Origin of the sequence: Cohnella sp. GbtcB17 (genome assembly GCF_019091135.1) — a bacterium.
Taxonomy (GTDB): domain Bacteria; phylum Bacillota; class Bacilli; order Paenibacillales; family Paenibacillaceae; genus Cohnella.
This window is the reverse complement of the sequence record NZ_JAGXJW010000057.1, coordinates 25,043-49,351: the sequence shown is the minus strand read 5'-3', so window position 1 is coordinate 49,351 and position 24,309 is coordinate 25,043. Positions and strand designations below refer to the sequence as shown.

Here is a 24,309-nt window from a genome sequence, read left to right as displayed (position 1 = left end):
TAAGGCATGTTCGTAGGCCCCGGCGTGATAGTCGCTCAGGCCGTGGCTGCACCGATAGGTGCGGCAATGTACAACGGAACATTGCTGCTTCCGGATAGCCAAAAACGGTCAGCTTCCTTTTCCCGGCAAGTACTCGCGAGCGAATGCACCGCTTTACATAAAGCTCCCGCTTTTCTGCATGAACTGCGCTGTCCCAGGCCAATCTAACGGAGCGGAGGTGCATGATTCATGTCAACCGAAGATAAACTTACGATTCCTCAATCCGAGCTTGTGCAAAGATGGCAGAGCGAGCTTCAGCAGCATTTGCACGGCGGCGACCAAGCCGAGGTGCGCGCGGACGAAGCGAACCCGGACGGTCTGCTCGTTCAGATTCGCAGTGCTGGGCGTCAGAACCTCGAGTTCGACTTTTCAGTCCGCTATGTGGACAGCCGCGAGATCGAGATCGGTCTCTCCGACGTCGAACGGGACGGTCAGGCGGTGGATGAGCGCAGCGATGTGCTGCAGGAGCTCATCGTCGACTATCGCAGACATCTGCACGAGTGCGCGCAGACGCTGCAGCCTTACACGCATGCTTAGGGGTGAACGAAATGGCCAATGACAACGGGATGGCGGATAAGAACCTGAGCAACGTCGTGGAGCATCTCGCGGAGGAGAAAGTCAACGCGCATCATGCCCAGCAGCTCAATCAGCAGCACAACGATCGCCGTCACCAGGATTCGATGAACCATGATCAGCCGGTCAACGACAAGACGCTGAAGCACCACGACTAACGAGCGAAGGGAGCCTTTCCGATGAGCAAGCCCAAATCGCAGCCGGTGCCGGAGGCGAATCCGCAGGAAGAGCGGGACGAGCGCAGTCCGGGACACCGTGGCGGACAGGAGCCGTTGTCCGGCTCCAAAAAAGTCAAAAACCGCAATCATGTGAGCCACAATAACCCGCAGGGTTAACGGAGTCTGTGGCGGCCGCGCAAGGGTATAAAGCAACGAACGATACCCTGTGCGAGGCCGCAACGGCCTCTCCTGTGCATATTTAGCGATTTAAGCTGCCACTGAGCGGCCTGAATCGCTTTTTTGCGTTGAAAATGGCCAAATTCGCTTAAAAATGCCCGAATTTTTAATACTGTGTCTTTTCTGCGCATACTTTAAACTGTTATAATAAAATCAGAAACTGTCCAGCAGGAGGTGCCTATGACCAGTTCGAAGAAATCCAAACTCCAGTCTCCCCCAACGCAAGGCCACGCGGCGGTCCAAGCGCCTGCCAAGAAAACGCAGCATTCGGGACTTCCGTTTTTTGAAGTCGCCAAGCGCGTCATCGCCATCATCGTCGGCGCCGTACTGGTCGGCGCGGCGCTCGAAGTATTTCTGGTTCCAAACTCCATCATCGACGGCGGCATCACCGGCATTTCCATCATGGTCGCCTATCTTACGCATTGGCCCATCGGTATCTTCCTGTTCCTATTCAACATTCCTTTCCTCATCATTGGCTACAAGCAGATCGGCAAGACTTTCGCGCTGTCTACCTTGCTCGGCGTCGTCACGCTGGCAATTACGACGCAGGCGCTGCACCACGTAGACCCCTTCACGGATCAGACGCTGCTGGCCGCCATCTTCGGCGGGATCTTTCTCGGCGTGGGCGTCGGTATCGTCATCCGCTTCGGCGGTACGACGGACGGGACGGAGATCGTCGCGATCCTGTTCAGCAAGCGCAGTCCTTTTTCCGTCGGCCAAATGGTCATGTTCATCAATGTATTCATCCTAGGAAGCGCAGGTCTGGTATTCGGGTGGGACAACGCGATGTACTCCCTGATCGCCTATTATATAGCGTTCAAGGTCATCGATCTGACGATCGAAGGCTTCGACGAATCCAAGTCGGTCTGGATTATCAGCGACAACTACCGCGATATCGGCGATGCGATCGTCAGCCGTCTCGGCCGGGGGGTCACCTATCTGAACGGAGAAGGCGGCTATTCGGGCAATGCCAAGCAAGTGATCTTCTGCGTCATCTCCCGTCTGGAGGAAGCCAAGCTCAAGCTGATCGTCAACGAGCTCGACCCTGTCGCTTTCCTCGCCGTCGGCAATATTCATGACGTCAAGGGCGGCCGTTTCCGCAAAAAAGATATCCATTAAACGGGAAACGGATACAAGTCCCTTTAATCTACTTTTTAACAAAAAATAGCTTCCATCTTCGTCCCCAATGGACTAAAATGGAGGCTGCTTCTATTTTTAGAGGTCATCATCCAGAATCGAAGGGGGCATTTGTTATTTTGTTTACATCCAAAAGGTTGCTGGCCGTCGTCGCCGCGCTGCTGGTGCTCATCCTGGTGGCAGGCTGCACGGGCTCCAAGTCGACCGAAGAGACGCTTCAAGACGCGCTGAAGAAATCATCCCAAATCAATTCCTATAGCATGAAAGGGAGCCTCCAGATCTCCGACCTGAAGCTGCCCGAAACGGCCGATGACGGCGGGTACACGAGCATGGTCGGCGGCTTCCTGAGCAATGCGGAGCTGTCCTGGACGGGCGGCTACCGCAAGGACCCGATGCTCGCCGAGATCAACCTGCAAGTGGCGATCAAGGGCGACCTCGCGATGACCGTCACCGTGCCGATCCTCATGAACAAAGAAAAAATGTGGGTCAAGGTGCCGAACATCCCGATGCTCGGACTGCCTGCCGAGATCGTCGGCAAGTATATCGAGGTCGATCTGAAGAAGCTCGCCGAACAGCAAGGCCAAGAGATCCAATCGCTCGACATCGGCACGACGCAGAAGCTTGTGAACGACGTGTCGGCGATCGTATTCAAGCACATCGACGAGGAAACCTATCTGAAGGATGTCTCAGCCAAGGATGCGGGCATCACGGCGGACGGCGTGGACAAGGTCGTGCAAACACACGTGACGAAGGACCAGGTCGAGCCGCTCATCCAGACGGTCGTGAACGAGATTGCGCCGGAAGTCATCGACCTGCTCTCCAAGAACGAAGAGTACCGCAAGATGCTCAAAATCGAGCAATCCGACCTGGACGAAGCGAAGAAGAGCTTGGCCGAATCCAAGGATAACGATATCTCCAAGGACCTCGAGGAATTCAAAAAGAGCGTGCAGACGCTCGATATCCTCTCCAATATCGGCATCAACGGCAAGGGCTACGTCAGCTACAGCGATGCCAAGATCGCGTTCGCCGGCTCTGAGGACGGCCAGTCCGCCAGCGGCACCGTGAAGATTGTCCAGGAGCTGACCGATATTAACGGCGACGTGAAGCTGTCGGGAGAGCCGAAGGCCGAGGACGTGCTCACCGAGGATCAGCTGAGCCAGCTGGGTCTTCCGGGAGTGGGCGGCGGCAGTCTCTAAAACTATACGGATAAGCAACTGCACGGGCGGCCTTCGGGCCGCCTTTTTTAATGGTTGATCGGCTTGGTCGGGGCTGCTCAATCGTTTCAAGCAGCAGCAACTTTTTTACAGGATGATCGTCCTATTATAGGAAATGTTTGCTTATCAACCAAAAGGGGATCGAGCCATGAAGCTGCAACGTACGCGTATGATTCGGCAGGCCACCGCGCTTGCCTTGCTCACTTCCCTGCTAGTTGGAGCCGCCGGCACTGCAGCTCCCGTGGCTGCGGCGAATTGGCAGATTTACGATCGGGGCGAGCATTTGCTGCTGCCTGAAGGACCGATCGACGAGCAGGGGACGCTGATGGTTCCGCTGCGTCCGATCGCGGAGCGGTTTGGCTACACGATCGCCAAATCGACGGCGTCCGAGGTTGTGCTGAAAGGCGGCGTCATCGGGCTGGTCAGCCTGAAGCCCGGCAGTACGAGTGCCGTGCTCAACGGGACCGTCGCGAAGACGATTGAACCCGCGCCGCGCTCGGTGAACGGGACGCTGTTCATTCCTTTAAGCTTTGCGGGGGAGCTGACGGACATCGGCTACACCGTCGTGCCGGGCACGAACCTGGTCCAGCTTCGTCCGGCGGAGATCCCGGCGGGCGGCAGCGCGGCAAGCTTGCTCGACGAGCAGTACTGGTATTCGTTTAATGCATATAACGGAACGGTCTACGTCGACAATCAAGGCAAGGAGCGGCTGCGCAAGCCGGGGCTCTTCGGCCTGGGCTTCGGCTACGAGGACGTGGTGGCGGTCAAGGGACCGCTTGGCGGATATGGGCTCATCGACCGCACGGGCAAGACGGTTATGAACGTGAATGCCAAGTACTACGGAATCGACTCCTTCAGCGAAGGGCTGGCAACCTTCAAGACGCTGACCAAAGGCAGCGTCGTCAAAATGGGTGCGCTGAACCGTCAAGGCCGCGAGGTGCTTCCGGCGGTTTACGACAGGCTGTACTCGTTTTCCGAAGGCTTGGCCAAGGTGGTGAAGGACGACAAAACCTACTATATCGACCATACGGGTCGCACCGTCATTCCGCCGATCGCGGGTACGCTGCATACGAGTTCGTTCTCGGAGGGGCTGGCGCCGGTCAGCAAGCTGGTCAAGGTCGGCGGGAAAAGCGTCGAACGTACGGGTTATATCGACCGCACGGGCAAGTTCGCGATCGCGCCGCAGTTCGAGACGGCTTCGAACTTTGCCGAAGGGCTTGCGAGCGCCGTGCTAAACGGCAAAACCGGCTACATCGACCGCCAGGGCAAGTGGGTCATCAAGCCGACGTATACGCCGGGCTGGACGGGCGACTTTCACGAAGGTTACGCACGCGCGATGGTGAAGGAGAATGGCGGCTACCGGAGCTTTTTGATCGACAAGACCGGCAAAGTCGTCAACATGGGAGCGGCGCAGGATATCGGCGACGTGGGAGACGGTCTGGTATCCTTTAATGAAGACGGGCTGGTCGGCTTCAAAAATCTGAAGGGCGAGACGGTCATCACGCCGCAATTTACGTCGGCCTGGATTTTCGATCATGGCGTCGCGCAATTCTCGAATTGGAAGGGTGGCAATGACTACGTTCACGGGCTCATCGATCGGACGGGCAAAGTGTTGTGGACGAGCGAAGAGGCGTCGGAGAGCTAAGAGCTAAGAGCTAAGTGCTAAGAGGTGTGAGCTGAGCTACCCGAACCGCGAGGGAGAACCTGGCGGTTTATTTTTTCTTTAAACATTATAACGATATATTGTATTTATCGATTTGTATGCTATCTTTAAAGAGCAGAGGTTAGACAAAATCGCAATTCCACAACAAGCGGGTGAAAGTATGGACAATCGCATCTTGCTGCGCAATCTGAAGCTGCTCGACGGGCGGCAAGTGAACATCGAGATCGCGTCGGGCCGAATCGTTCGCGTGGACGAGACGGAAGTCGGCAACCTCCCAAGTACAACGCATGATGGCCCGGATTCAACTACACACCTTCGCACGGTCGATTGCGCCGGTGCCTATGTATCGAGCGGCTGGATCGACATGCACGTGCATGCCTTCCCGGCGTTCGACCCCTACGGGGACGAAATCGACGAGATCGGCGTGAAGCAGGGCGTGGCCACGATCGTCGACGCGGGCAGCTGCGGGGCGGACCGGATCGGGGAGCTGGCGGCGAGCGGGGAGAGCGCGAAGACGAACCTGCTGGCGTTTCTGAACATCTCGCGCATTGGGCTGAGCAGGATCGACGAGCTGTCGCAGCTCGACTGGCTCGACGGGGAGCGGGTCGGCGAGGCTGTGGCCCGTTATCCCGATGTGATCGTCGGCTTGAAGGCGCGCATCAGCCGCAGCGTCGTCGGCGACAGCGGCATCGCGCCGCTGCGTGTCGCCCGGGAGCTGTCGGCCTCGACGGGATTGCCGCTTATGGTCCATATCGGCTCCGCGCCGCCGGCCATCGAGGAGGTGCTCTCCTACCTGAGGGAAGGGGATATCGTCACGCACTACCTCAACGGCAAGCCCAACAATCTGTTCGACGCCGAGGGCTGGCCGATTCCCGCGCTGCTGGACGCGCTGGAGCGCGGCGTACGGCTGGATGTCGGGCATGGCACGGCGAGCTTCTCGTTCCGTGTCGCCGAGGCGGCGAAGCGGCACGGCATCGGGCTGCATACGATCAGCTCCGATATTTACCGGGGCAATCGCCTGAACGGTCCGGTGTTCAGTCTGGCGAACGTGATGAGCAAGTTCCTCTATCTAGGCTATTCCTTGCAGGAAGTCGTCGCGGCGGTTACGTCCAGCGCGGCGCAGTGGCTCGGGCGACCCGAGCTCGGACGGATACAGGCGGGGGATCCCGCGCATCTGACGGTATTTGACGTCCGGGAGGAGCCGGTGTCGCTCGTGGATTCAGAAGGCATCGAACGCAAGGCCAATCAACGGATCGTACCGAGAGGAGTCGTGACGAATGGCGAATACATGGCATGCGAAGTACGGACTTAAACGCGTCATCAATGCAAGCGGGAGAATGAGCATCCTCGGCGTATCCGCGCCGACGGACACCGTCATGGAAGCGATGAAGCAGGGCGGGCAGCAGTATGTCGAGATCGCGGATCTCGTCGACAAGGCTGGCGACCGGATCGCGGGCATTCTGGGTTCGGAGGCGGCGGTCGTCGTCAACTCCGCGTCGAGCGGCATCGCGCTGTCGGTGGCGGCGATCGTCACGCAGGGCAACCGTCGTCTCAGCGAGCGTCTGCATCAGGAGCCCATCGCGCGAAACGAGATTGTCATGCTGAAGGGGCACAATGTTCAATACGGCGCGCCTGTGGAGACCATGGTATACCTGGGGGGCGGCAAGGTCGTTGAGGCCGGCTACGCCAACGAAGGCAAAGCCGAGCATATCGAGGACGCGATCGGCGAGCGGACGGCAGCGATTTTATACGTGAAGTCGCATCATGCGGTCCAAAAGAACATGATCTCCGTCGAGGAAGCGTGGGAAATTGCACAGCGGCGCGGAGTGCCGCTCATCGTGGACGCCGCGGCGGAGGAGGATGTGCGCAAGTACGTGAAGTGCGCGGACTTGGCGATCTACAGCGGCTCCAAGGCGATCGAAGGCCCTACCTCGGGCATCGTCGGCGGCAAACGACAGTATGTCGAATGGTTGAAGGTACAGCTGCACGGCATCGGGCGCAGCATGAAAGTCGGCAAGGAGACGACGTTCGGCTTGCTTCAGGCGCTGGACGAGTATATGGTCAAGGAAGATACGAGCGAGCGGGAAAAGGAAGCGCTGCAGGCGCTGGCGCCCCTGAACGATCTGGCGGGGGTACAGGTGTCGATCGTGCAGGACGAAGCGGGCCGCGCGATCTACCGCGGACGGGTCCGGATCGATCCCGCGCTCGCGGGAACGACCGCCGTGCGTCTGGCGAAGGCGCTGCAGGAGGGCGACATCGCCATCTATACCCGCGATTACGGCGTCCGCCAAGGCTACTTCGATATCGACCCGCGCCCGCTGCAGGGCGACGACATTCACATTATCGCGTCGCGTATTCGCGAGCTGGCAGGAGGACAATAAGATGACGAGCGGTTTGACGAAAAGACTGTACAAAGAGCGGGCGGCGCTGAACGTCTTGGCGAACAGCGTGGACAACGCGAAGGAAGTGTTCGATGCGGCCGAAGGGCATGTACTGGTCGGCGTGCTGTCCAAGGACTATCCGACCGTGGCGGCGGCAGTGGAGGCGATGAAGGAATACGGCCGCGCGATCGACGATGCGGTATCGATCGGCCTCGGCGCCGGCGACAACCGGCAGGCCGCGGTCGTCGCGCGGATCGCGAAGCATTATCCGGGCAGCCATATCAATCAAGTGTTTCCCGCAGTCGGCGCGACGCGGGCGAACCTGGACGGCCAGGACAGCTGGATCAACAGCCTCGTCTCTCCGACGGGCCGGGTCGGCTATGTCAACGTGTCGACGGGACCGATCAGCGCGGCTGCGGCCGAGCAGGCGATCCTGCCCGTCCGTGCAGCCATCGCGCTCGTGCGCGACATGGGCGGCAACGCGCTCAAGTATTTTCCGATGAACGGGCTGAGCCGCGAAGACGAATACAAAGCCGTGGTGGAAGCCTGCGCCGCGGAAGGCTTCGCGCTTGAGCCGACGGGCGGCATCGACCTGGACAACTTCGAGCCGATTCTCCGTATGGCGCTCGAGGCCGGCGTGCCGCAGGTGATCCCGCATGTCTATTCCTCGATCGTCGACAAGGCTACGGGCAAAACGAAAACCGACGATGTGCGCCGCCTGCTGGCGACGATGAAGGAGCTGGTCGACCGGTATGCCTAAAAAAGTCGCCGCCTTCGGCGAAGTGATGATGCGTCTGCAGGTGCCGGGCTACGAGCTGCTCACCCAGGCGGATACGCTGAAGTACTCTTTCTCCGGCACCGGGGTCAATATCGTCTCGGCGCTCGCGCGGTTCGGGCATGACGGTTATCTGGTCACGACGCTGCCCGCGAACCCGCTTGGCGACGCCGCGGTCGCGTATTTGCGCAAGCTGGGCGTGGCCCAGGACTTCATTCGGCGGGACGGGAAGTATGTCGGCCTCTACTTTCTCGAGAACGGCTTCGGCGCCAGGCCCAGCCGCGTCACGTACACGAACCGGCTGGAGAGCAGCTTCAACACGGCGCCCGCCGGCGCCTATGACTGGGAAGCGGTCGCGGAGGGACTGGACGCCGTGCATTTCTGCGGCATCACGCTCGCGATGAACGATACGGTGCGCGGTCATATGGCGGAGCTCGCGCGCGCGGTCAAGCGCAAGGGCGGCCTCGTCGTTTTCGACTGCAACTATCGCCCGACGCTCTGGGGTGAGGGCGGCTACGCCAAGGCGAAGCCGCATTATATCGAGATGCTGAGCCTTGCGGACCTCGTGTTCATGAACGAGAAGGACGCGATTCACATCCTCGGCATGGAGACGAGCCGGACGGTCCGCAGGGATCAGCTCGAGGATCTTATCCCGGCTGTTGCCGATACCTACGGCATCGCCGCGATCGCGGGCACCCATCGTGCCATCATCGGAGACGGGACCCACGCCCTGCAAGGTTTTTTGTATGAAAACCGGCAATTCGCTTTTTCCAAAACGCTCACGTTCGCGGTCTATGATAGAATTGGAGCAGGAGACGCGTATGCCAGCGGCATCCTGCACGGCGCGCTGAAGGGGATGCCGTCCGGGCGAACCGTCGAATTCGCGGCTGCCGCAGCGATGCTGGCCCATACGGTTCAGGGCGACACGCCGATGTCGACGGAGGCGGAGATCTTCCGCGCCATGACGGAGGCGGCAGGCGACATAGAAAGGTAGAGATCGAGACCGTGAATCTGTCCCGCAACAAGCGGCCGTTGTACATGCAGATCAAAAACATACTGAAGGACCGGATTCTGCACGGGCAGTATCCGCTCGACACGAACATTCCTCCCGAGCCGCGGCTCGAGGAGGAGTTTGGCGTGAGCAAGATCACGATACGGGGCGCGATCAAGGAGCTCGTGCAGGAGGGCTACCTCGAGCCGAGCAGCGGGCGGGGTACGCGGGTCATCCGCAATACGCGGGCGGCCAAGCGCTCGACGTGGAAGAGCTTCACCGAACTGCTCGTCGAGGAAGGCCATGCGATGCAGAAAAGGCTGCTTGGCGCGGAGGCCGTTCGTCATGCGCCGGACACCGAGCCGCATCGGCTGCTGGGGGACGAGGGCCTGCGGGTCGAGCGGCTGTATTTGCTGGACGGGGCGCCGTATATTCACTATGCGCATTACCTGCCGGCGCGGCTGGAGAAGGCGGACTTGACGGGGCTGGCGGAGCAGTCGTTGTACGGATTTCTGGAGGAGAGCGGCATCGTGCTGGCGCGGTTCCGGGATGCGTTCGCGGTATCGGCCGCCCCTGCCGGCGTCGCCGAGCAGCTGAATCTTGCGGCAGGCACGCCGCTGCTCAAACGGTTGCGCTACGCCTACGACGAGGCGGGCGGCGTGGTCGAGTACAGCGAAGGATACTATAATACGGCGCTGCAGCATTATGTGGTGAATTACGACGGGTGAGCTAGCGTGCAATTTTCACGATAGATCGCAAAAAAACCGCCAAACTAGCTCTGTATGATGCACATTTGCAGGATAGCGCTACACTGTATGCGAAACGAAGGACCGTCAGGGCGAGCTTCCCTGGCGGTTTCTTGTTGTATGAACGACTTGCGCGCTCGGGGAGGGGCTCGGGCTAATTGCCGCCATTAGCGAAGAAACCGCCGGAAATTTTGCTATAATGAGACTATCAAACCGAGTTGGAGTGGGTCGGAATGGAATGCCGGGGAGCCGCCATTGACCGAGATTATCCTGATGAATCCTTACACCGACAAGGACGACCCGCTCGATAAGCAATCCATCTTCGACGTTTACGCCAAGACGGCGGAGGGCAAGCTGATTGACATTGAAATGCAGCTCTTCAACAAATACGATATTGAAAAGCGGACGTTGTTCTATTGGAGCAAGCGTTATGCCGGCCAGCTTCAGGAAGGCGAGAGATATCAAGCGCTGAAGAAGTGCGTCACTATCAATATTTTGAACTATGCCTTTTTGCCGAATGGCGAGTATCATAATGTGTTCCATCTTCGCGAAGACCGGACATTGATCACGCTTAGCGACGATATCGAAGTGCATTTTCTCGAATTGACGAAGCTGGAAGATGTAATACCGACGCAAGGCGGCTTGGAAAACTGGCTGCTTTTTCTGAAAGGCGTGGATACGACCTACTGGGAGGTGCTGAAGATGAATGAACCAGGCTTGGAAAAAGCGATGGACACGCTGCAATATTTGAGTCAAGACTCCGAGGCCCGCCGTCTGTACGAAGCTCGCCAGAAGTATCTGCATGATGAGGCGTCGATGCTTGAAGGAGCGAAGCAGGCGGGCATGAAGGCAGGCAGGGAGGAAGGCATGAAGGAAGCCGCCAAGAACATGCTGCGGTTAAACGTAGATGTCTCGATCATCGCCCAAGCAACAGGGTTGTCTGAGCAAGAGATTCTTGCGTTACAGAGAAACCAATGACCTGGCTCACAAAAAAGCGGCCCGCGAGGCCGCTTTTTCTATACCAGCTTTATTGCGCCGCCGCATATTCACGAAGCAGCTTACCCGCCATTTTGTCGTTTTCCGCGACGATATGGCTCACATAATCGTTGCCGTTTCTGCGATTGAAGGCTGCGGTTAACGAGGCGATCTCGCCGTCCAGCCAATCGAGCGTCACGACGTCGGCCGCGGCGAGCTTTTTTCTGCGACGTTTCCGGTGCCACTCCCGCAGGAACTGCCGGACCGCCATCCAATAGTGAAGCCGGATCCAGCCGTTCTTGCTCTCCAGGGCGAGATGCACCGTGCGGTTGTACAGCTTCTCCGCCTTGGCCAGGTCCGTCACCGTATAGAAGGCCAGGAACAGGCCGAACTCCTCCAGATACATCGGCCCGTCCAACAGGTGAATGGACTTTTTTGCGGCAGCAATCGCCTGCTCGTAATCTTTGACCTTCAGGAGCGGCATAATGATCTGCGCATACGTATTTTGCGGAATGGACCTGCACCGCATTCGGCCGTCAAGAATCGGTTTCAGCGCCTGCAGCCCTTTTTTAGGGTAACCGGCCTGGAAGTGATACTTGCCGAACAGGTTCTGTTCGCAAGCCTTGCAGTCCGCCAGCGAATCCCGCGGCGCGGCGCGCCATTTCTTATAATAAGCCGCGGCTTCCGCCTGAAGGCCTTGTGACAGCAGCAAGTTGATCTTTTGCTGGTAATAGGGCCGCAGGCTGTAGCCGAACTGCAGGCACCTTTCCTTAAAGTCCGCATAGATCCGCTCGATCTGCGTCAGGCTAAATTCCGGCATCTGCCAGAGCTCGTTCAGCACCCATTTGTAACACCAGATCAGCATATGATGCGCGTAGACGCCGGGATTTTTCTCAAACTTGGAGACACACCAGGAAAAGACGACGAGCATCTTTTCCGGGCGGCCCGCCTCGATTGCCGCGGACAGGTAGTCCATCCGGATGTCGTACGCATCTTCTTCGGTCATGTATCGGTCCGCGATGAGGATCATTTCCTCCATGACCGCCAGCTTCTGCTTGCCGTCCGGCAGACTCCAGGTCGCTCGCCTCAGCTCGTCGTATCGATTTTTCATCGGCTCGCCTCCGTCTCCCCGTCGAGGCCCTTGTTCATGAATTGCAGCAGGGAATCGTTCATCATCCTCAGCTCGTCCGCACTCATCGGATGGTTGCCCAGCAGCAGGGCCTGCGTGTAGAAAAGCTCGATGCTCGCCTTCCGCAGCGCCGAATCGCGCGTCTGTGCCGCTTTGCGAACCATCGGATTGTTGTAGTTGAAGCAGAGCCTGGCATAAGGCTGTTCGTACATGTCATTCTTGACCACCCGCACGACTTCGCCGAAGAGCGGATTCGTTTCCTTCTCGCTCTCTTCGACCAGCCTGAAGAAGTTGGCCTCCTGGTTCGTATTGTAGAGCACCGGGATGTCCGCAGGCTCGAACCATCGGACGAGAGAACGGCAGTTGAAGCGTTCGAGGAGTCGGTCGCTATGCTCCAGCAAAGGCTGTGCGGCGCGCTTGTCCTCGGCGTCCAGCTGCTCGAACCGTTCGGCGAAGGTGAGGCTGTCGAGAATGCTGACAGTGACGTTCTCCGCCACAGCGGGCAGTCGACGGATCAGATCCATGTCGTGCACGTAACCGCCGTTGACGACCATCAGCTCTTGCGCTTTGGCTACGCGGGACACTTGGCGGAACTCGTCCACCGAGGCAGTGACTGCGAGTGTCGTCCGCTCCTCCAGAATTTGCGCCATCTTCATGTCGCCATAAGAAGTCTCGAAGGTCAGATGCCGGATAAAAAGCGCGTACAGCTCCTCGTCCTCGACGGCCATCGTCTTGATCGAAGCCCGGTGGATGAGGACGATACGCTGGAACAGCTCGGGATCGCGCTCGCTCAGCTCGATCAGATATTGCTTGATGCACGCGCCAAGCTCGTCCCGGACGGCGAAGAACAGGTCGTTCTCCTGAAAGGCCTCGCGTGAAGCCGTGGGCCGCAGATTCTCCGTGTTGATGATGCCGTTCACGAAAAACGCCCACGCAGGCAGGATATTGCTCATTTTGTCCGACAGCAGCATATTTTTCAGATAAACCCGATGCTTTTTCTCGTCCTGCAGACTGACCGCATAAGGAAGCACATGCGCGATGCCCGTGACGCCGCCGATGGCCGAATGAAGCGGGATGATATCCAGGGGCTTGGAGAAGGTCGACTGCTCGATATATTCCATCGCTTTCGGCTTGCTCAGCTTCCAGGGCTGAACCGCGTCGTTGATTCTGCGTTCGTACTTGTCTTCCCGCAGCAGGATCGGCGTCGGCAGATACGCGCCGTACTTCTCCAGCAGCTCGCTCACCCGGTAATACTCGAAAAACTCCTCGTAATCCGGCTTTGCCTGGAGATAAACCGTGGTGCCTACGGGCACTTGCCGCTTCAGCTTCTTGATCGTATAGGTGCCGTCCGGCTTGCCCCGCCACTCCAGCGGATCCCCATCGAGCGCGGACCGCGTGATGAGCACGATCTCGGCGCTCACGACGAAGCAGGCCAGCAAGCCGACGCCGAATTGGCCGATAAAGTCGTCGGCCGCATCCTGATCCTCCCGTTTGGTCGAGCTGCCGATTCGCGCCAGAAATTGCTCGATCTCCGCTTCCGTAAGGCCGCAGCCGTTGTCGGAAAAAGACAGCGTGGACGAAGCGGGGAACAGCTCGACCTTGACGGATTCCTCGAAAACATGCCCCAGACGTTTGCGCGCGGTGACCGCGTCCACGCCGTTCTGAAGCAGCTCACGCACGAATACGCCGGGGTCCGAGTACAAATGGTTGGACAGCAGATCGATGACGCCTTGCAGATTGACTTGGAAATTCATATTTTTCATCGTATACCTCGCTATAATCGTAAATAAGCTATTACCGATTTTCCCAGAAAACGGGTGGCGTGAAAAGGGCGGATGTATGGCAATAGGGAAAGACGCGTGATTTTGTATAAAAAAGACTGCCGAGATTTCTCGACAGTCTGAGCTTAAACATCGTTATTTCCGACGCTATTGCAGTCTTATTTCAGCCGTTATTTTAGAATTCCTCTACCTCGCGCACCTTCCGCTTCTTCCAAGCCAGCTCGTAAATGACCGGCACGACGATGAGCGTGAGCAGGGTCGACGTGAACAATCCGCCGATGACAGTCACGGCCAGGCCGCCGGAGATAAGACTGGTCGAGGAGCCGGACAAGGCGAGCGGCAAGAGCGCGAGCATCGTCGCGAAGGCGGTCATCAGAATCGGTCTGAGGCGCGTCTTGCACGCTTCGACGATCGATTCGGTGACGGCCATGCCCGTCTTGCGATTTTTCTCGACGCGGTCGAGGAGCACGACGGCGTTCGTGACGACGATGCCGACGAGCATGAGCATTCCGATCATCGCGCTCATGGACAAGGCCTGACCGGTCACCAACAGGGCGCCAAGCGAGCCGACCGGAATGAAGATCAGCGACGACAGAATGATCAATGGAGTAACGATGCCACCGAACGTCATGCTCATGACGAGGAAGACGAGCGCCACCGCCGCGGCCATCGCGATGCCGATGCTGGTGAACCCTTCGCTGATCATGGCGAGCCCCCCGCCGAAGCTGAGCTCCACATCGGAAGGCAGGGCCAGACTGCGGACGTCATCCTCCACTTTTTTGGTGATGGAGGCGGTGTCGCCGCCGTCCTTGATGCTCGCGCTGATCGTCGCGTACGTTTTGCCGTCGTCGTGATTGATCGTCGCCAGCGCATTTTGAACGTCGACGTCGGCGACGTCCCGCAGCTTCATCAAGCCGGCCGCGGTCGGAATCGCGATTTGTTCGAGCTGCTCGCGCGAGCCGATCTGCCGGTCGTACGAGAGGACGACGTCCCGGCTCTGGCCGTCGAGCCGGTAAGTGCCGGCGTCGATCGGCTTCAGCTGCTCGTTCACGGCCTGCATCACGGCCATTGCGCTGACGCCTGCATCGAGGCCTTTTTGGTTTAACGTCAACACCCACTTTGGCGAGACGTCGTTCATATTGTTCCCGGTGTCCTTCAAGTCCGTGTTCGCGAGCATCAACTGCTCGACTTGCTTGGCCGCTTGGGACAGATGGTCGACATTGTCGGAGTAAAGCGTGACATCGATGCCGCTGCCGTCGGGCAGGCCTTGCTGCTGGCCTTCCCGTACCTTGACCGTCGCGTCTTCAGCTTCTGCGGCCACCAAAGCAGGCAAGCCGGCGTTCGCCTGCTCCACCATTTTTTCGATGTCCGCTTTTTTGGCGAACTGAACGGTCACCGTAGCTTTGTTGTACTGCGAGGGGCCTCCGCCGAACGGGCCGCCGGAGCCACCGATGCTCACCTGATAGTTCTCGACATCCTTCAATCCCTGCACATAGGTCTCGGCCTTCTCCGCCGCCTTGTTCGTCTGCTCCAGGGAGCTCTTCGCGGGCAGCGATATTTCGATCGAAGCGGTCGGCAGCGAATCGGCCGGCAGGAAGGCGACGCCGAGGATCGGGATCGTGCCGAGAGAGGCCGCAAGCAGCAGCACGGATGCGACCAATACGAGCGCCTTGCGCTTCAGCGCCCCTTGAATGAGCTTTTCGTAGCCGCGGGCAAGAAGGCCTTTGTCTTCCTTGTGCGGCTTGACGTTCTTGAAGAACTTCGCGCCGAGCACCGGAATCAGCATAACCGCCACTAGCAAGGATGCCAGAATCGAGACGACGACCGCGACGGAGAACGGACGGAAAAACTCGCCGATAATCCCGCTCACGAACGCCAGCGGCGCGAAAACGACGACGGTCGCGATGGTCGAGGACCCGACCGCTCCGATCACTTCTTTGGTCGCTTTGTAGGCAAGCTCCTTACCTTTCAGCGCGCTGCCTTTTTCCTGCCGCCATCTGAAGATGTTCTCGATCACGACGATGCTGTCGTCCACGATGCGTCCGATGGAGACGGCGATGCCGCCCAGCGTCATGATGTTCAACGTATAATCCATCTGGTTCAGAATCGTGATCGTGGCGAAAATCGAGATCGGCAGAGAGACGATGGAGATCAGCGTCGCCCTGATATTGCGCAGGAACAGGAAGATGATGATGACGCAGAACAACGCGCCGAACGCGCCTTCGCGAACGAGCGACGATACCGACTCCTCGATCGCCTCGCCTTGATCCTGGATCACATGGATGTCCAGCTCGCCCTTGTCCTGATAAGCCTTTAAAACGTCTTTGACTTCGTCGGCGACGTCTGCCGTATTGGCCTCTTGGCTCTTCACAACGCCGATCACAAAGCTCGGCTTGCCGTTATATCTGGTGATCGACTCCTGGGAGGCGGCAGCGGAGATCGTGGCGATATCCGACAGCTTGACCTTGGCAGGCGCACCGGTACCGGCGCCGCCCGGCCCTGCTTGTCCTCCCGCAGCGCCGAGGCCGCCGAGCTCCAGCGCGCGGATCTGCTCAAGCGAGTCGACGCCGCCCACGAGCCGGACGGGGATCGTCTGCTCGTCTTCGCTCACGTTGCCGAGCGGCAGCGCGTACTGGAGCGATTGGAGCGCGCTCTGTATCGCGCTGAGGGTAATGCCACGCTGGCCCGCCTTCTCCTTGTCGACGACGATATTGAGCTTCTCCGTCTTGGTCCCGGTCAGCGTCACCGAGCTGACGCCGTCCAGCTTCTGAAGCTTCGGCACGACCTCGGTCGCCAGCTTGGCCGCCAGCGCGTCGGAATCGGCGCCTTCTCCGTCGGAGAAGACGGCCGCCTCATAGACCGGCACGGCGCCGGCGGACAGCCGCTGGACGGTCACGTTGGCGCTGCTCGGCAGCGGCACCTTGGCCAGCGCCGTCTCCACGTCGGCGGACATCTTTTCCACATCCGTGCCGAACGGGAATTGGATGAAGAGACTTGCCGCGTTTTCCCCCGTGGAGCTCGTGAGGGAGTCGTAGCCCTTGAAGCTTTTTAACGTATCCTCAATCGGCTTGGTGATCTCCGATTCGATCTCCTCCGACGAAGCGCCGGGGGCGATCGCCTGGATGGACACGGCGGGCAGCTCGATATCCGGGAACGTCTGCTGCTTGATTTGCGTCGTGGAATAGAAGCCGTATCCCAGCACCAGCATGCATAGAATAATGACCGCAACCCCGTTTTTAAGACTGATTCGACTCAACACGTTCATCTATCTATCTCTCTCCTCTCCTTGTTGAGAGGAGTATACCGGCCTTATTTGTCGTCAATGTGAAGCGTTGCTTACAATTCGCGGGAAGGCGGAGCCAGAGGCAGCGTGATCCTGAACGTCGTTCCTTCTCCCGGCGCGCTGGTCACCTGGATATCCCCATGATGCAGGCCGACGATTCGCTTGACGATCGACAGACCGATGCCGTTGCCCGGTACGGCTCTCGTGCGGGATGGATCGACCTTGTAAAACGGCTGGAAGATCGCGTCCAGTTGGCCTTCCGGGATCCCTGTGCCGGTATCCTGCACCGCTACGACAGCCGTCTCTCCTTGCTGCCCGGCGATCAGACGAATTTCTCCGCCCGGATCCGTGAATTTGATCGCGTTGCCTAGCAGGTTGATCCACAGCTGGTGAATGCGATCCTCGTCGGCGACGATGTCCAGCGAAGCCAGCTCAAGCTCGATCCGAAGACCCTTCTGCGTCCACTGGGGCTCCAGGGCAATGACCGCCTTGCGCAATTGCTCGTCCAGCCGGTAGGCACGGAGGTTCAGCTCCAGATGCTCGTATTCCAGAGAAGACAGCTGGAGCAGATCCTCGCCGAGACGGGACAGACGCTCGGTCTCCTCTTCGATGACGGACAGCAGCTGCAGCCGCTTTTCCTCGTCCATCTTCTTGTGCTTGAGCGCCTTCGTGAACCCTTTGATCGAAGTGAGGGGGGATTGAATCTCGTGCGAAACGTTGGACACGAACTGCTGCCGGATCTTCTCGAGCGCGCCGAGCTCCTGCGCCATCAGGTTGAAGCTGCGCGTCAATTGTCCGATCTCGTCCTTGCGCTTCGAACGGATGACGACGCTGAAGTCGCCCTTGCTCATCCGCCGGGTCGCTTCGGTCAATCGCTTGAGCGGTTTGACGATAAATACCGCCGCGATCAGGATCAATACGCTGCCGATGAGCAGCACGAACAGCAATTCCAATCGAAAAAAGTTGCCGATCAAGCGCATGAACGGGCCGATCTCCGGTTCAGTGAATAAGGCAAACCGTTCGCTGCCGATTTGAAACGGAAGACCGACGACAAAGGGATCGGCGGGAGCTTTGCCGCGGTATACGCTCCCGTTCAGCACGAAGTCGATTTTTTCCGTATCGACCGCGATTCGCTTGTCCGCCGGCATGACGTCCTCATGCAGCATTTGACCGCTCGGTCCGTAGAAATTGACGGTCGCGGTCACGGCGATCCCCTTCGCGAGCAGCTCCGAATGCCCGGGGTAGGAGCCGATATAAGATTGGATGATATCCTTGCCGTTTGCGATCATTTCGTTTTGCACGTAATCGATGATCTTCGTCTCGGACAGCCGCAGGACTAAATATAGCGAAACGAACAAGCTCACGATGACCGCGGCCAGGAAGGTGAGCACGATGCGGATATAAAGCGACTTAGTCATGATAAGCCTCTAGCCGGTAACCGAGTCCGCGCAGCGTCACGATCTTGAAGTCGGCGGCATAATCGCCGAATCGCTCCCGCAGCCGCTTGATATGCGTGTCTACCGTCCGCTCGTCCCCGTCGTAGTCCATGCCCCATATTTTTTGAATCAGCATATCTCTAGTGAACAGCTGTCCGGGGTAGCTGGCCAGCAGGTATAAGAGCTCGAATTCCTTCATGGGCAGGGTCGCGGTCTGCCCGATGTTCTCGAACGCCACCAGGTAACTTTTTTTGTCGAGCAGGACGTTCCCGAGACGAATGGTCTGCGAGGTCGAGATCCGGTAGCGCTTCAGCAGCGCCTTGACCCGCATCACCATCTCCATCGGATCGAAGGGCTTCACCAGATAGTCGTCCGTTCCTAGACGAAACCCCTTGATCCGCTCCGCAGGCTCGCCCTTGGCCGTCACCATCAGAATCGGCGTGTCCCCGTTCTCCCTGATCAGCCGGCACAGGTCCCAGCCGTCCATCTGCGGCATCATGACGTCGAGCACGACGAGGTCGACCGATTGCTTCAGCATATACGCCCATGCGGCCGCGCCATCCGCTTGCTCCACGACCTCCATGCCTTCGTCCTCCAGATAGAGCCGAACCAGCTCCCGGATCCGCGCTTCGTCGTCCACGACCATCACGGTTGTCATCAGGACGCTCCTTTCCGTCTGCGGCTGACCGCGTTCGTCCTTTTATCGTATCGTTTCCATTTGTACCGTATATGTACGGGGGATTACAAGTTGAAGGGGAAAATAAAAAGAAGCCCTGGAATCCAGAGCTTCTGTCATTGTATTGGATGGTCGAGACGACAGGATTTGAACCTGCGACCTCTTGCTCCCGAAGCAAGCGCTCTACCAAGCTGAGCCACGTCTCGAAGATGCCGAAATTTTAGCGGCAAGAGAAATTATAGCACAGCCTGACGCAAAAGCAAAGAACGGATTTAGGCTAAATTTTAGGATGGCAGCCTGTTATCGTTAAGTTATCTGTTATATAATAAGTATAACAGAAACAAAGAGGAGGATGCGCGATGTGGATGGAGATCGATCTGCAGTCGGATGTACCCATCTATACGCAACTCGTCGATCAATTGATCGAAGGCATCGCTTCAGCGCAGTTAAAGCCCGGGGACCCGCTGCCGTCCGTTCGGAGCCTCGCTGCGGATTTGGGCATTAATTTGCACACCGTGAACAAAGCTTATCAGATTCTGAAGCAGGATGGGTTCCTTCAGGTGCACCGCAAGCAGGGAGTTGTCGTGCAGCCGGGCGGGATGCCCGGGGCGGATGCGGCGTTCCGCGCCAAGCTGGAGCGGGGCATCCGGTCGCTCGCCGCGGAGGCCGCGGTGCGCGGGATGACGGAGGCAGAGTTCGCCGAGCGGAGCGCTGCCGTCTACAGGCAATTGATGTCGAAGGGAGAGGATGCGAAGTGAATGCGACGCAGACGGAATGGCTGGTATTGGGCGTACTGGATGCGCTGATCTCGCTGACGATAATCGGGACGGTGTTCCTGGCGTCGAAGCATTTGTTGTTTGGCTTGTACGTGCCCGAAGCGGATCGCGGCAGCGCGGAGGTCCGGCGGATTCGCGGCAGACATGTTGGCGCGATGGTCGTCTTATGGATACTGGGTTTGGCGGCAGGGGTCGCCATCGGGCTCTGGAGCGGCGGCGAGGAGGGCGGCAGTCCCGAGGCGGCATTCGGTACGGCGCTAATCGTCCAGATCGGCGGCCTGATCCCGATTTGGCGTTCGGGGCGGGTGCAGGCACTCCGTTTGAAGCAAGCCCGGAACTGGAGCGCGGAGAAGCCGTCCAAGGTCGTCATCGACCTGCTGTTCCGGCAGCGCCAGCGACTCGTAGGCAACGGGTGGTTCTTGATTCATGTGGCGATCGTTATCGTATGCGTCATATCGGCGATCCTACATTGGGATGTCATCCCTGACCCGGTACCGACGCACTTCGGAATTACCGGAGAGGCGGACGAGTATTCTCCCAAGGGTTTTGGCGCCGTATTTATGCTGAATATCGTCCAACTCGTGTTGATCGTCGTCTTCCTGCTGGTTAATATGAGCATTCGCCAAGCGCGGCAGCAGCTCGATCCTGCGAAGCCGGAGGCGTCCCGAGAGAAGCAGCTGCGGTTTAGAAAAGCGAACTCGGTGTTCATTTACGCGCTCTCGCTGTTCGTCGTCGTCATGCTGGGTCTGGGTCAATCCGTGACGCTGTACGGCTGGCCAACCGGACATTTTAGTCCTGCGATTCTGGGTCTGCCTGCGCTGCTGATCCTGGCGGTATTCGGCTTCGTCTGGTACGTGGCGCGTCAAGGCCTTGACGATGTCGGGAGCAGCCCGCACGTGCAAGAGGACGAAGCGTGGCGCGGCGGCTTTTTCTACTACAATAAGGCGGATCCGGCCCTGATGGTGGAAAAAAGGTACGGGGTCGGCTGGACGATCAACTTCGCTCATCCACTGGGTGTCCTCATTTTTGTCGCGATGCTGCTCGTGCCGATCGCGATCGTCGTGCTGGCGGCCGTATTCTCTTGACGGCCAGCTTCGCCTTACCGGCTGCCAGGCTTCGCTAATCGGCCAGACCTATCGCGATCGCCGGAGCACGCGCGGGGTCGAGCGCAGCCATCAGCTTGAGCAGGTTCGGCTCGGACATGGCGATGCAGCCGGCCGTCGGCTTGTCCGCTCCGCGCCACAGATGAAGAAAGATGGCGCTGCCGCGGCCGGGCACGATCGGATCGTCGTTATAGCGCACGACGATCGCATACTTGTAGAGCGGCTGATAAAGGCGCTCGTAGGAATGCCACTTGCGGACGGGATTGCCGTCATAAGCGACCCATCGGTTGTAATCGGCGGATGACGGATCGTCGACCCAATAGTCCTGCTTGGTCGTTTGCTTGTAGGCGAGCTTCAGCGCCTTCGGCTTGCTTGCCGTGCCGAACGCGTCGCCCAGCGGATAAACGCCGGAGGGCGTACGGTCGTCGCCTTCCTTTGTCTTGGCGATGCCGTTCTTGCCGAGCGTGACGGGAATGCCCGACAGGACGACGGTCCAGCCGCCGTCCGACCGCTTCTCGCGCAGCGACAGCACGCCGGTCTGCGATCGGAGGGACTTGGCCTCGACGACGACGACCTGCTCCGCGCCGAGCAGGTTGGCTTTGTAGGGCCAGGATGCCATAAAGCTGGCGGCGCCAGCGTTAGCGGGTGCCATGATTAACGCCGGCAGCAGCGCGAGGACGATCGCTACGGCGATCATGGCATGGATAAGCGGGTATGTGCGTTGGCCTTGCGGTCGACGCCAATTCATGAAGCGTTCCCCCTTTTTATAAGCGTACCTCGGGATGCGGTTCGCGAATCGCGAGGCGTCTTGGTAGTTTGCCGCTTGGGGACGTTTTAAAGACATATTGAAAAAGCCTGCGGCATTCGCCGCAGGTTTCGATTTATTGCAATAGCTTCTCCTAGCGTCAGGCTAACCTCTATCTCCAGCCTGACCCAGGGGGATAGGGCACCGCCGCCGCCCCCTGCTGCTGCGGCATCCCGCTTTGCGGCATCACGCCCGGCATCGTGCCCGGATACATCGGGCCGGGCGATGCCGCGCTCTGCACCCCCGCATGCGGATAGCCGACCTGCGCCGCCGCGCCCTGCACGGCGCCGGCCGCGGGCGAGCAGCCGGGAGGCGGGCCCAGGATGACCGGCTTCTGAATCGGAGCGACGGCTTGGGCATAGGCAGCGGGATTGACGCAGTAGGCGCGTGCGGCGACTTCGGGCGGCAGCATCCGCAAGAAGTCGCCCGCGTACACGATGTCGGGCGTCGGGACGTCGAAGATCGTCAGCAGGTGCGTGTGATCGGTCAGCGCCACCAGCCAGTGGAACCAACCCATCGGGAACTGCGAGACTTGACCAGGCTTGAGCCGATACGTCATCAGCAGCTGGGTGAACGGATTGAAGACGGACGTCTGGATCTCGCCGCTGATCAAGAAAACCAGCTCGGCAGCGTTGGTGTGCCAGTGCGGCGAGACCACGACGCCCTGACTCAAGTGAATATTGAAAAAGCCGGTTCTGACGGCAGGCATTTGTTCGGCAAACAGCTGCGTGATGACGTTTTGATCGTTTTTGGCATAATTTACCTTCTGGGTCGAGTCCGCCGACAGGTTCAGAGCCGGCGATTGAAGCACCGGCGTCTGGGGCGCCGACGTCTGGAGCACGGTCGTTTCGGAATAAGACATCTCCCATACCTCCCGCATAGGCGAATCGAATCGCATCGCAGAAGTATATGATGGAGGCGCGCGCGGCAGTCCGACATTTTCTTCGGAAAGACTCGTCCGGCTCGATAAAATTCGAGGTTGTCCGAGGCAGCCGCCAGGACGTTAACCCGTCTCCTCCGCTTCAGCCAAACCCGCGCGAACTGTCCGCAGCAGCGCTTCCTGGTTGTCGGGATGGCAGGCGATCAAGTAAGGCTCCGCCTGCATGCCCCTAAACGGCCTTCCTTCGAAGTCAACGACGACGCCTCCCGCTTCTTGAACCATCAAGATCCCGGAATACAGATCGTCGCCTTCAGAGTTGTACAGCACGATCCCGCCGATGTCTCCTTTGGCGAGCATGCACCACTGCAGCGCCGGCGCCCACAGCCGCATCATGCGCTTGAAGCTCAGATCGATATGATGGCGCAGCCGGACGGCGCGCGGATCGTTGCGCACGGCGTGACCTTGTATCCAGCCGATGTTGGCTTTGGCGAGACTTGCGGCCGGTTGGACGCGCATCGGCTTCCCGTTTACGAAGGCGCCTTCGCCTGCGGCGGAGACGAACATTCTGCCGGTGAGCGGTTCGTAGACGACGCCGAGCGCGGGCTCGCGCTTGTACATGAGCGTAATCGACGTCGTGAAGACGGGCAGGCCGATCGCGAAATTGTTCGTTCCGTCGAGCGGGTCGATGAGCCATAGCCAGTCACTTTCTCCGCCGAGACGTCCCGCCTCTTCGCTATGGATGGCATGGTCCGGGAAAACAGACTGGATGCCTGGTAGAATGATCGCTTCCGCCAGATGATCGACCTCGGTGACGACGTCCCCGTATTCGTCTTTTTCCGTCAGCTCCGCGATATTGTCGAATCGCTCCAGCGCGACGGCGCCCGCTTGCCGAATCAGCTGCTCTGCCAATGCTCTCGCTTGTTGAATGACATTTCGATCCATGAGTCCCCCCCGGTTGGAATGGATGTAGTAGAATAGAGTCGTTGATAGATGAGAGACGTGACGTTGATGGGCAGCTGAGTCTGATTAAACCAGCAGGAGGTACGCGATGCAACCTTTTTTTCGATACAACTGGATCGTCCGCGAGCAATGGTACGCATGGTGCGAAGAGGTACCTGAAGAGGAGCTGCTTAAAGCCCGCACGGGGGGCGTCGGGAGCATTCTGAAGACGCTGTTCCATATCGCGGACGTGGAATACAGCTGGCTTATGTTCATGCAGGACAAGCCGGAATTCACTGATCCGTTCGAAAGGTACGCCTCGCTCGATCAAGTCCGGGCGCTCGACCGACGGCTGCGGCCCGACGTCGAGGCGTTCGTGTCGGCCTGGGACCCGTCCATGGAGACGCGGCCGCTGCGTGGCATGCGTCCGGACGGCACTTCGGAGGTGCACGCCTGGGGCGAAGTGATGCGCCACGTCATCGCGCACGAGATTCACCATATCGGCCAGCTGTCCGTATGGGCAAGGGAGATCGGGCGCGCGCCGGTGTCAGCCAATCTGATCCGCAAGGGATTGATTGTACCGTCAACGTGACGAATATCGCGTTATTCATT

General features: G+C 58.9%; 22 protein-coding genes, 1 tRNA gene and 1 pseudogene. 15 read left to right on the top strand and 9 right to left on the bottom strand.

Annotated elements, in window-relative coordinates:
- The first annotated feature begins 228 nt into the window (after positions 1-228).
- From KVT38_RS26345 to KVT38_RS26290, 12 genes and pseudogenes are all read left to right on the top strand, one after another.
- The gene (locus KVT38_RS26345) at positions 229-576 is read left to right on the top strand and encodes a hypothetical protein (protein WP_217596726.1); all 348 of its coding nucleotides are present in this window, start codon (positions 229-231) and stop codon (positions 574-576) included.
- A gap of 11 nt (positions 577-587) precedes the next feature.
- Positions 588-770, top strand: a complete 183-nt coding sequence (locus tag KVT38_RS26340) for a hypothetical protein (RefSeq protein ID WP_217596725.1) — start codon at positions 588-590, stop codon at positions 768-770.
- 21 nt (positions 771-791) lie between these two features.
- The gene (locus tag KVT38_RS26335; protein ID WP_090117766.1) at positions 792-947 is read left to right on the top strand and encodes a small acid-soluble spore protein P; all 156 of its coding nucleotides are present in this window, start codon (positions 792-794) and stop codon (positions 945-947) included.
- Between the two features lie 240 nt (positions 948-1,187).
- Positions 1,188-2,126, top strand: coding sequence for a YitT family protein (locus tag KVT38_RS26330; protein WP_217596724.1), 939 nt, complete (start codon positions 1,188-1,190; stop codon positions 2,124-2,126).
- Positions 2,127-2,263: 137 nt separating this feature from the next.
- On the top strand, positions 2,264-3,340 hold the full coding sequence (locus KVT38_RS26325) for a hypothetical protein (protein ID WP_217596723.1): 1,077 nt from the start codon (positions 2,264-2,266) through the stop codon (positions 3,338-3,340).
- A gap of 166 nt (positions 3,341-3,506) precedes the next feature.
- Positions 3,507-5,003, top strand: coding sequence for a WG repeat-containing protein (locus KVT38_RS26320; protein ID WP_217596722.1), 1,497 nt, complete (start codon positions 3,507-3,509; stop codon positions 5,001-5,003).
- Between the two features lie 178 nt (positions 5,004-5,181).
- The gene (locus KVT38_RS26315; protein ID WP_217596721.1) at positions 5,182-6,333 is read left to right on the top strand and encodes an amidohydrolase/deacetylase family metallohydrolase; all 1,152 of its coding nucleotides are present in this window, start codon (positions 5,182-5,184) and stop codon (positions 6,331-6,333) included.
- Positions 6,299-7,402 carry a DgaE family pyridoxal phosphate-dependent ammonia lyase gene (locus tag KVT38_RS26310; protein WP_217596720.1) on the top strand — a complete coding sequence of 368 codons (1,104 nt, stop codon included), beginning with the start codon at positions 6,299-6,301 and terminating at the stop codon, positions 7,400-7,402. The genes KVT38_RS26315 and KVT38_RS26310 overlap by 35 nt, the downstream gene beginning before the upstream one ends.
- Before the next feature lies 1 nt (position 7,403).
- Positions 7,404-8,162, top strand: coding sequence for a 2-dehydro-3-deoxy-phosphogluconate aldolase (gene dagF / locus KVT38_RS26305; protein ID WP_217596719.1), 759 nt, complete (start codon positions 7,404-7,406; stop codon positions 8,160-8,162).
- On the top strand, positions 8,155-9,171 hold the full coding sequence (locus KVT38_RS26300) for a sugar kinase (RefSeq protein ID WP_217596718.1): 1,017 nt from the start codon (positions 8,155-8,157) through the stop codon (positions 9,169-9,171). Before dagF ends, KVT38_RS26300 begins: the two co-directional genes overlap by 8 nt.
- A 44-nt stretch (positions 9,172-9,215) precedes the next feature.
- Positions 9,216-9,896 carry a GntR family transcriptional regulator gene (locus KVT38_RS26295; protein ID WP_217596732.1) on the top strand — a complete coding sequence of 227 codons (681 nt, stop codon included), beginning with the start codon at positions 9,216-9,218 and terminating at the stop codon, positions 9,894-9,896.
- A gap of 258 nt (positions 9,897-10,154) precedes the next feature.
- Positions 10,155-10,892 (top strand): annotated as a pseudogene (locus tag KVT38_RS26290) (Rpn family recombination-promoting nuclease/putative transposase); the annotation flags it as partial.
- Between the two features lie 49 nt (positions 10,893-10,941).
- On the opposite strand, the gene KVT38_RS26285 reads toward KVT38_RS26290, so the two are convergent.
- The 6 genes from KVT38_RS26285 to KVT38_RS26260 form a co-directional block, all read right to left on the bottom strand.
- Positions 10,942-12,000, bottom strand: a complete 1,059-nt coding sequence (locus KVT38_RS26285) for a hypothetical protein (protein ID WP_217596717.1) — start codon at positions 11,998-12,000, stop codon at positions 10,942-10,944.
- On the bottom strand, positions 11,997-13,781 hold the full coding sequence (locus KVT38_RS26280) for an HSP90 family protein (RefSeq protein ID WP_254639573.1): 1,785 nt from the start codon (positions 13,779-13,781) through the stop codon (positions 11,997-11,999). Before KVT38_RS26280 ends, KVT38_RS26285 begins: the two co-directional genes overlap by 4 nt.
- Before the next feature lie 193 nt (positions 13,782-13,974).
- Complete coding sequence (locus KVT38_RS26275; protein WP_217596716.1) at positions 13,975-17,064, bottom strand: efflux RND transporter permease subunit; 3,090 nt, start codon at positions 17,062-17,064, stop codon at positions 13,975-13,977.
- 71 nt (positions 17,065-17,135) lie between these two features.
- The gene (locus KVT38_RS26270) at positions 17,136-18,500 is read right to left on the bottom strand and encodes a sensor histidine kinase (protein WP_254639572.1); all 1,365 of its coding nucleotides are present in this window, start codon (positions 18,498-18,500) and stop codon (positions 17,136-17,138) included.
- Complete coding sequence (locus KVT38_RS26265) at positions 18,493-19,176, bottom strand: response regulator transcription factor (RefSeq protein WP_217596715.1); 684 nt, start codon at positions 19,174-19,176, stop codon at positions 18,493-18,495. Before KVT38_RS26265 ends, KVT38_RS26270 begins: the two co-directional genes overlap by 8 nt.
- Before the next feature lie 147 nt (positions 19,177-19,323).
- Positions 19,324-19,400: transfer RNA gene (locus KVT38_RS26260), tRNA-Pro, on the bottom strand.
- Between the two features lie 153 nt (positions 19,401-19,553).
- Between KVT38_RS26260 and KVT38_RS26255 the strand changes: the two genes are divergently transcribed.
- On the top strand, positions 19,554-19,952 hold the full coding sequence (locus KVT38_RS26255; RefSeq protein ID WP_217596714.1) for a GntR family transcriptional regulator: 399 nt from the start codon (positions 19,554-19,556) through the stop codon (positions 19,950-19,952).
- Entirely contained in the window at positions 19,949-21,055 is a 1,107-nt protein-coding gene (locus KVT38_RS26250) for a DUF1648 domain-containing protein (RefSeq protein WP_217596713.1), read from the top strand. Before KVT38_RS26255 ends, KVT38_RS26250 begins: the two co-directional genes overlap by 4 nt.
- A 34-nt stretch (positions 21,056-21,089) precedes the next feature.
- On the opposite strand, the gene KVT38_RS26245 is transcribed toward KVT38_RS26250, so the two are convergent.
- From KVT38_RS26245 to KVT38_RS26235, 3 genes are all read right to left on the bottom strand, one after another.
- Positions 21,090-21,821, bottom strand: coding sequence for a L,D-transpeptidase family protein (locus KVT38_RS26245; RefSeq protein WP_254639571.1), 732 nt, complete (start codon positions 21,819-21,821; stop codon positions 21,090-21,092).
- Positions 21,822-21,990: 169 nt separating this feature from the next.
- Positions 21,991-22,740 carry a cupin domain-containing protein gene (locus KVT38_RS26240; RefSeq protein ID WP_217596712.1) on the bottom strand — a complete coding sequence of 250 codons (750 nt, stop codon included), beginning with the start codon at positions 22,738-22,740 and terminating at the stop codon, positions 21,991-21,993.
- A 141-nt stretch (positions 22,741-22,881) separates the two neighbouring features.
- Positions 22,882-23,700: an inositol monophosphatase family protein gene (locus tag KVT38_RS26235; protein ID WP_217596711.1), complete on the bottom strand. Its 819-nt coding sequence runs from the start codon at positions 23,698-23,700 to the stop codon at positions 22,882-22,884.
- Between the two features lie 106 nt (positions 23,701-23,806).
- Here KVT38_RS26235 and KVT38_RS26230 point away from each other — a divergent pair, with 106 nt between their 5' ends.
- Positions 23,807-24,289, top strand: coding sequence for a DinB family protein (locus KVT38_RS26230; protein WP_217596710.1), 483 nt, complete (start codon positions 23,807-23,809; stop codon positions 24,287-24,289).
- Positions 24,290-24,309: the final 20 nt, after the last annotated feature.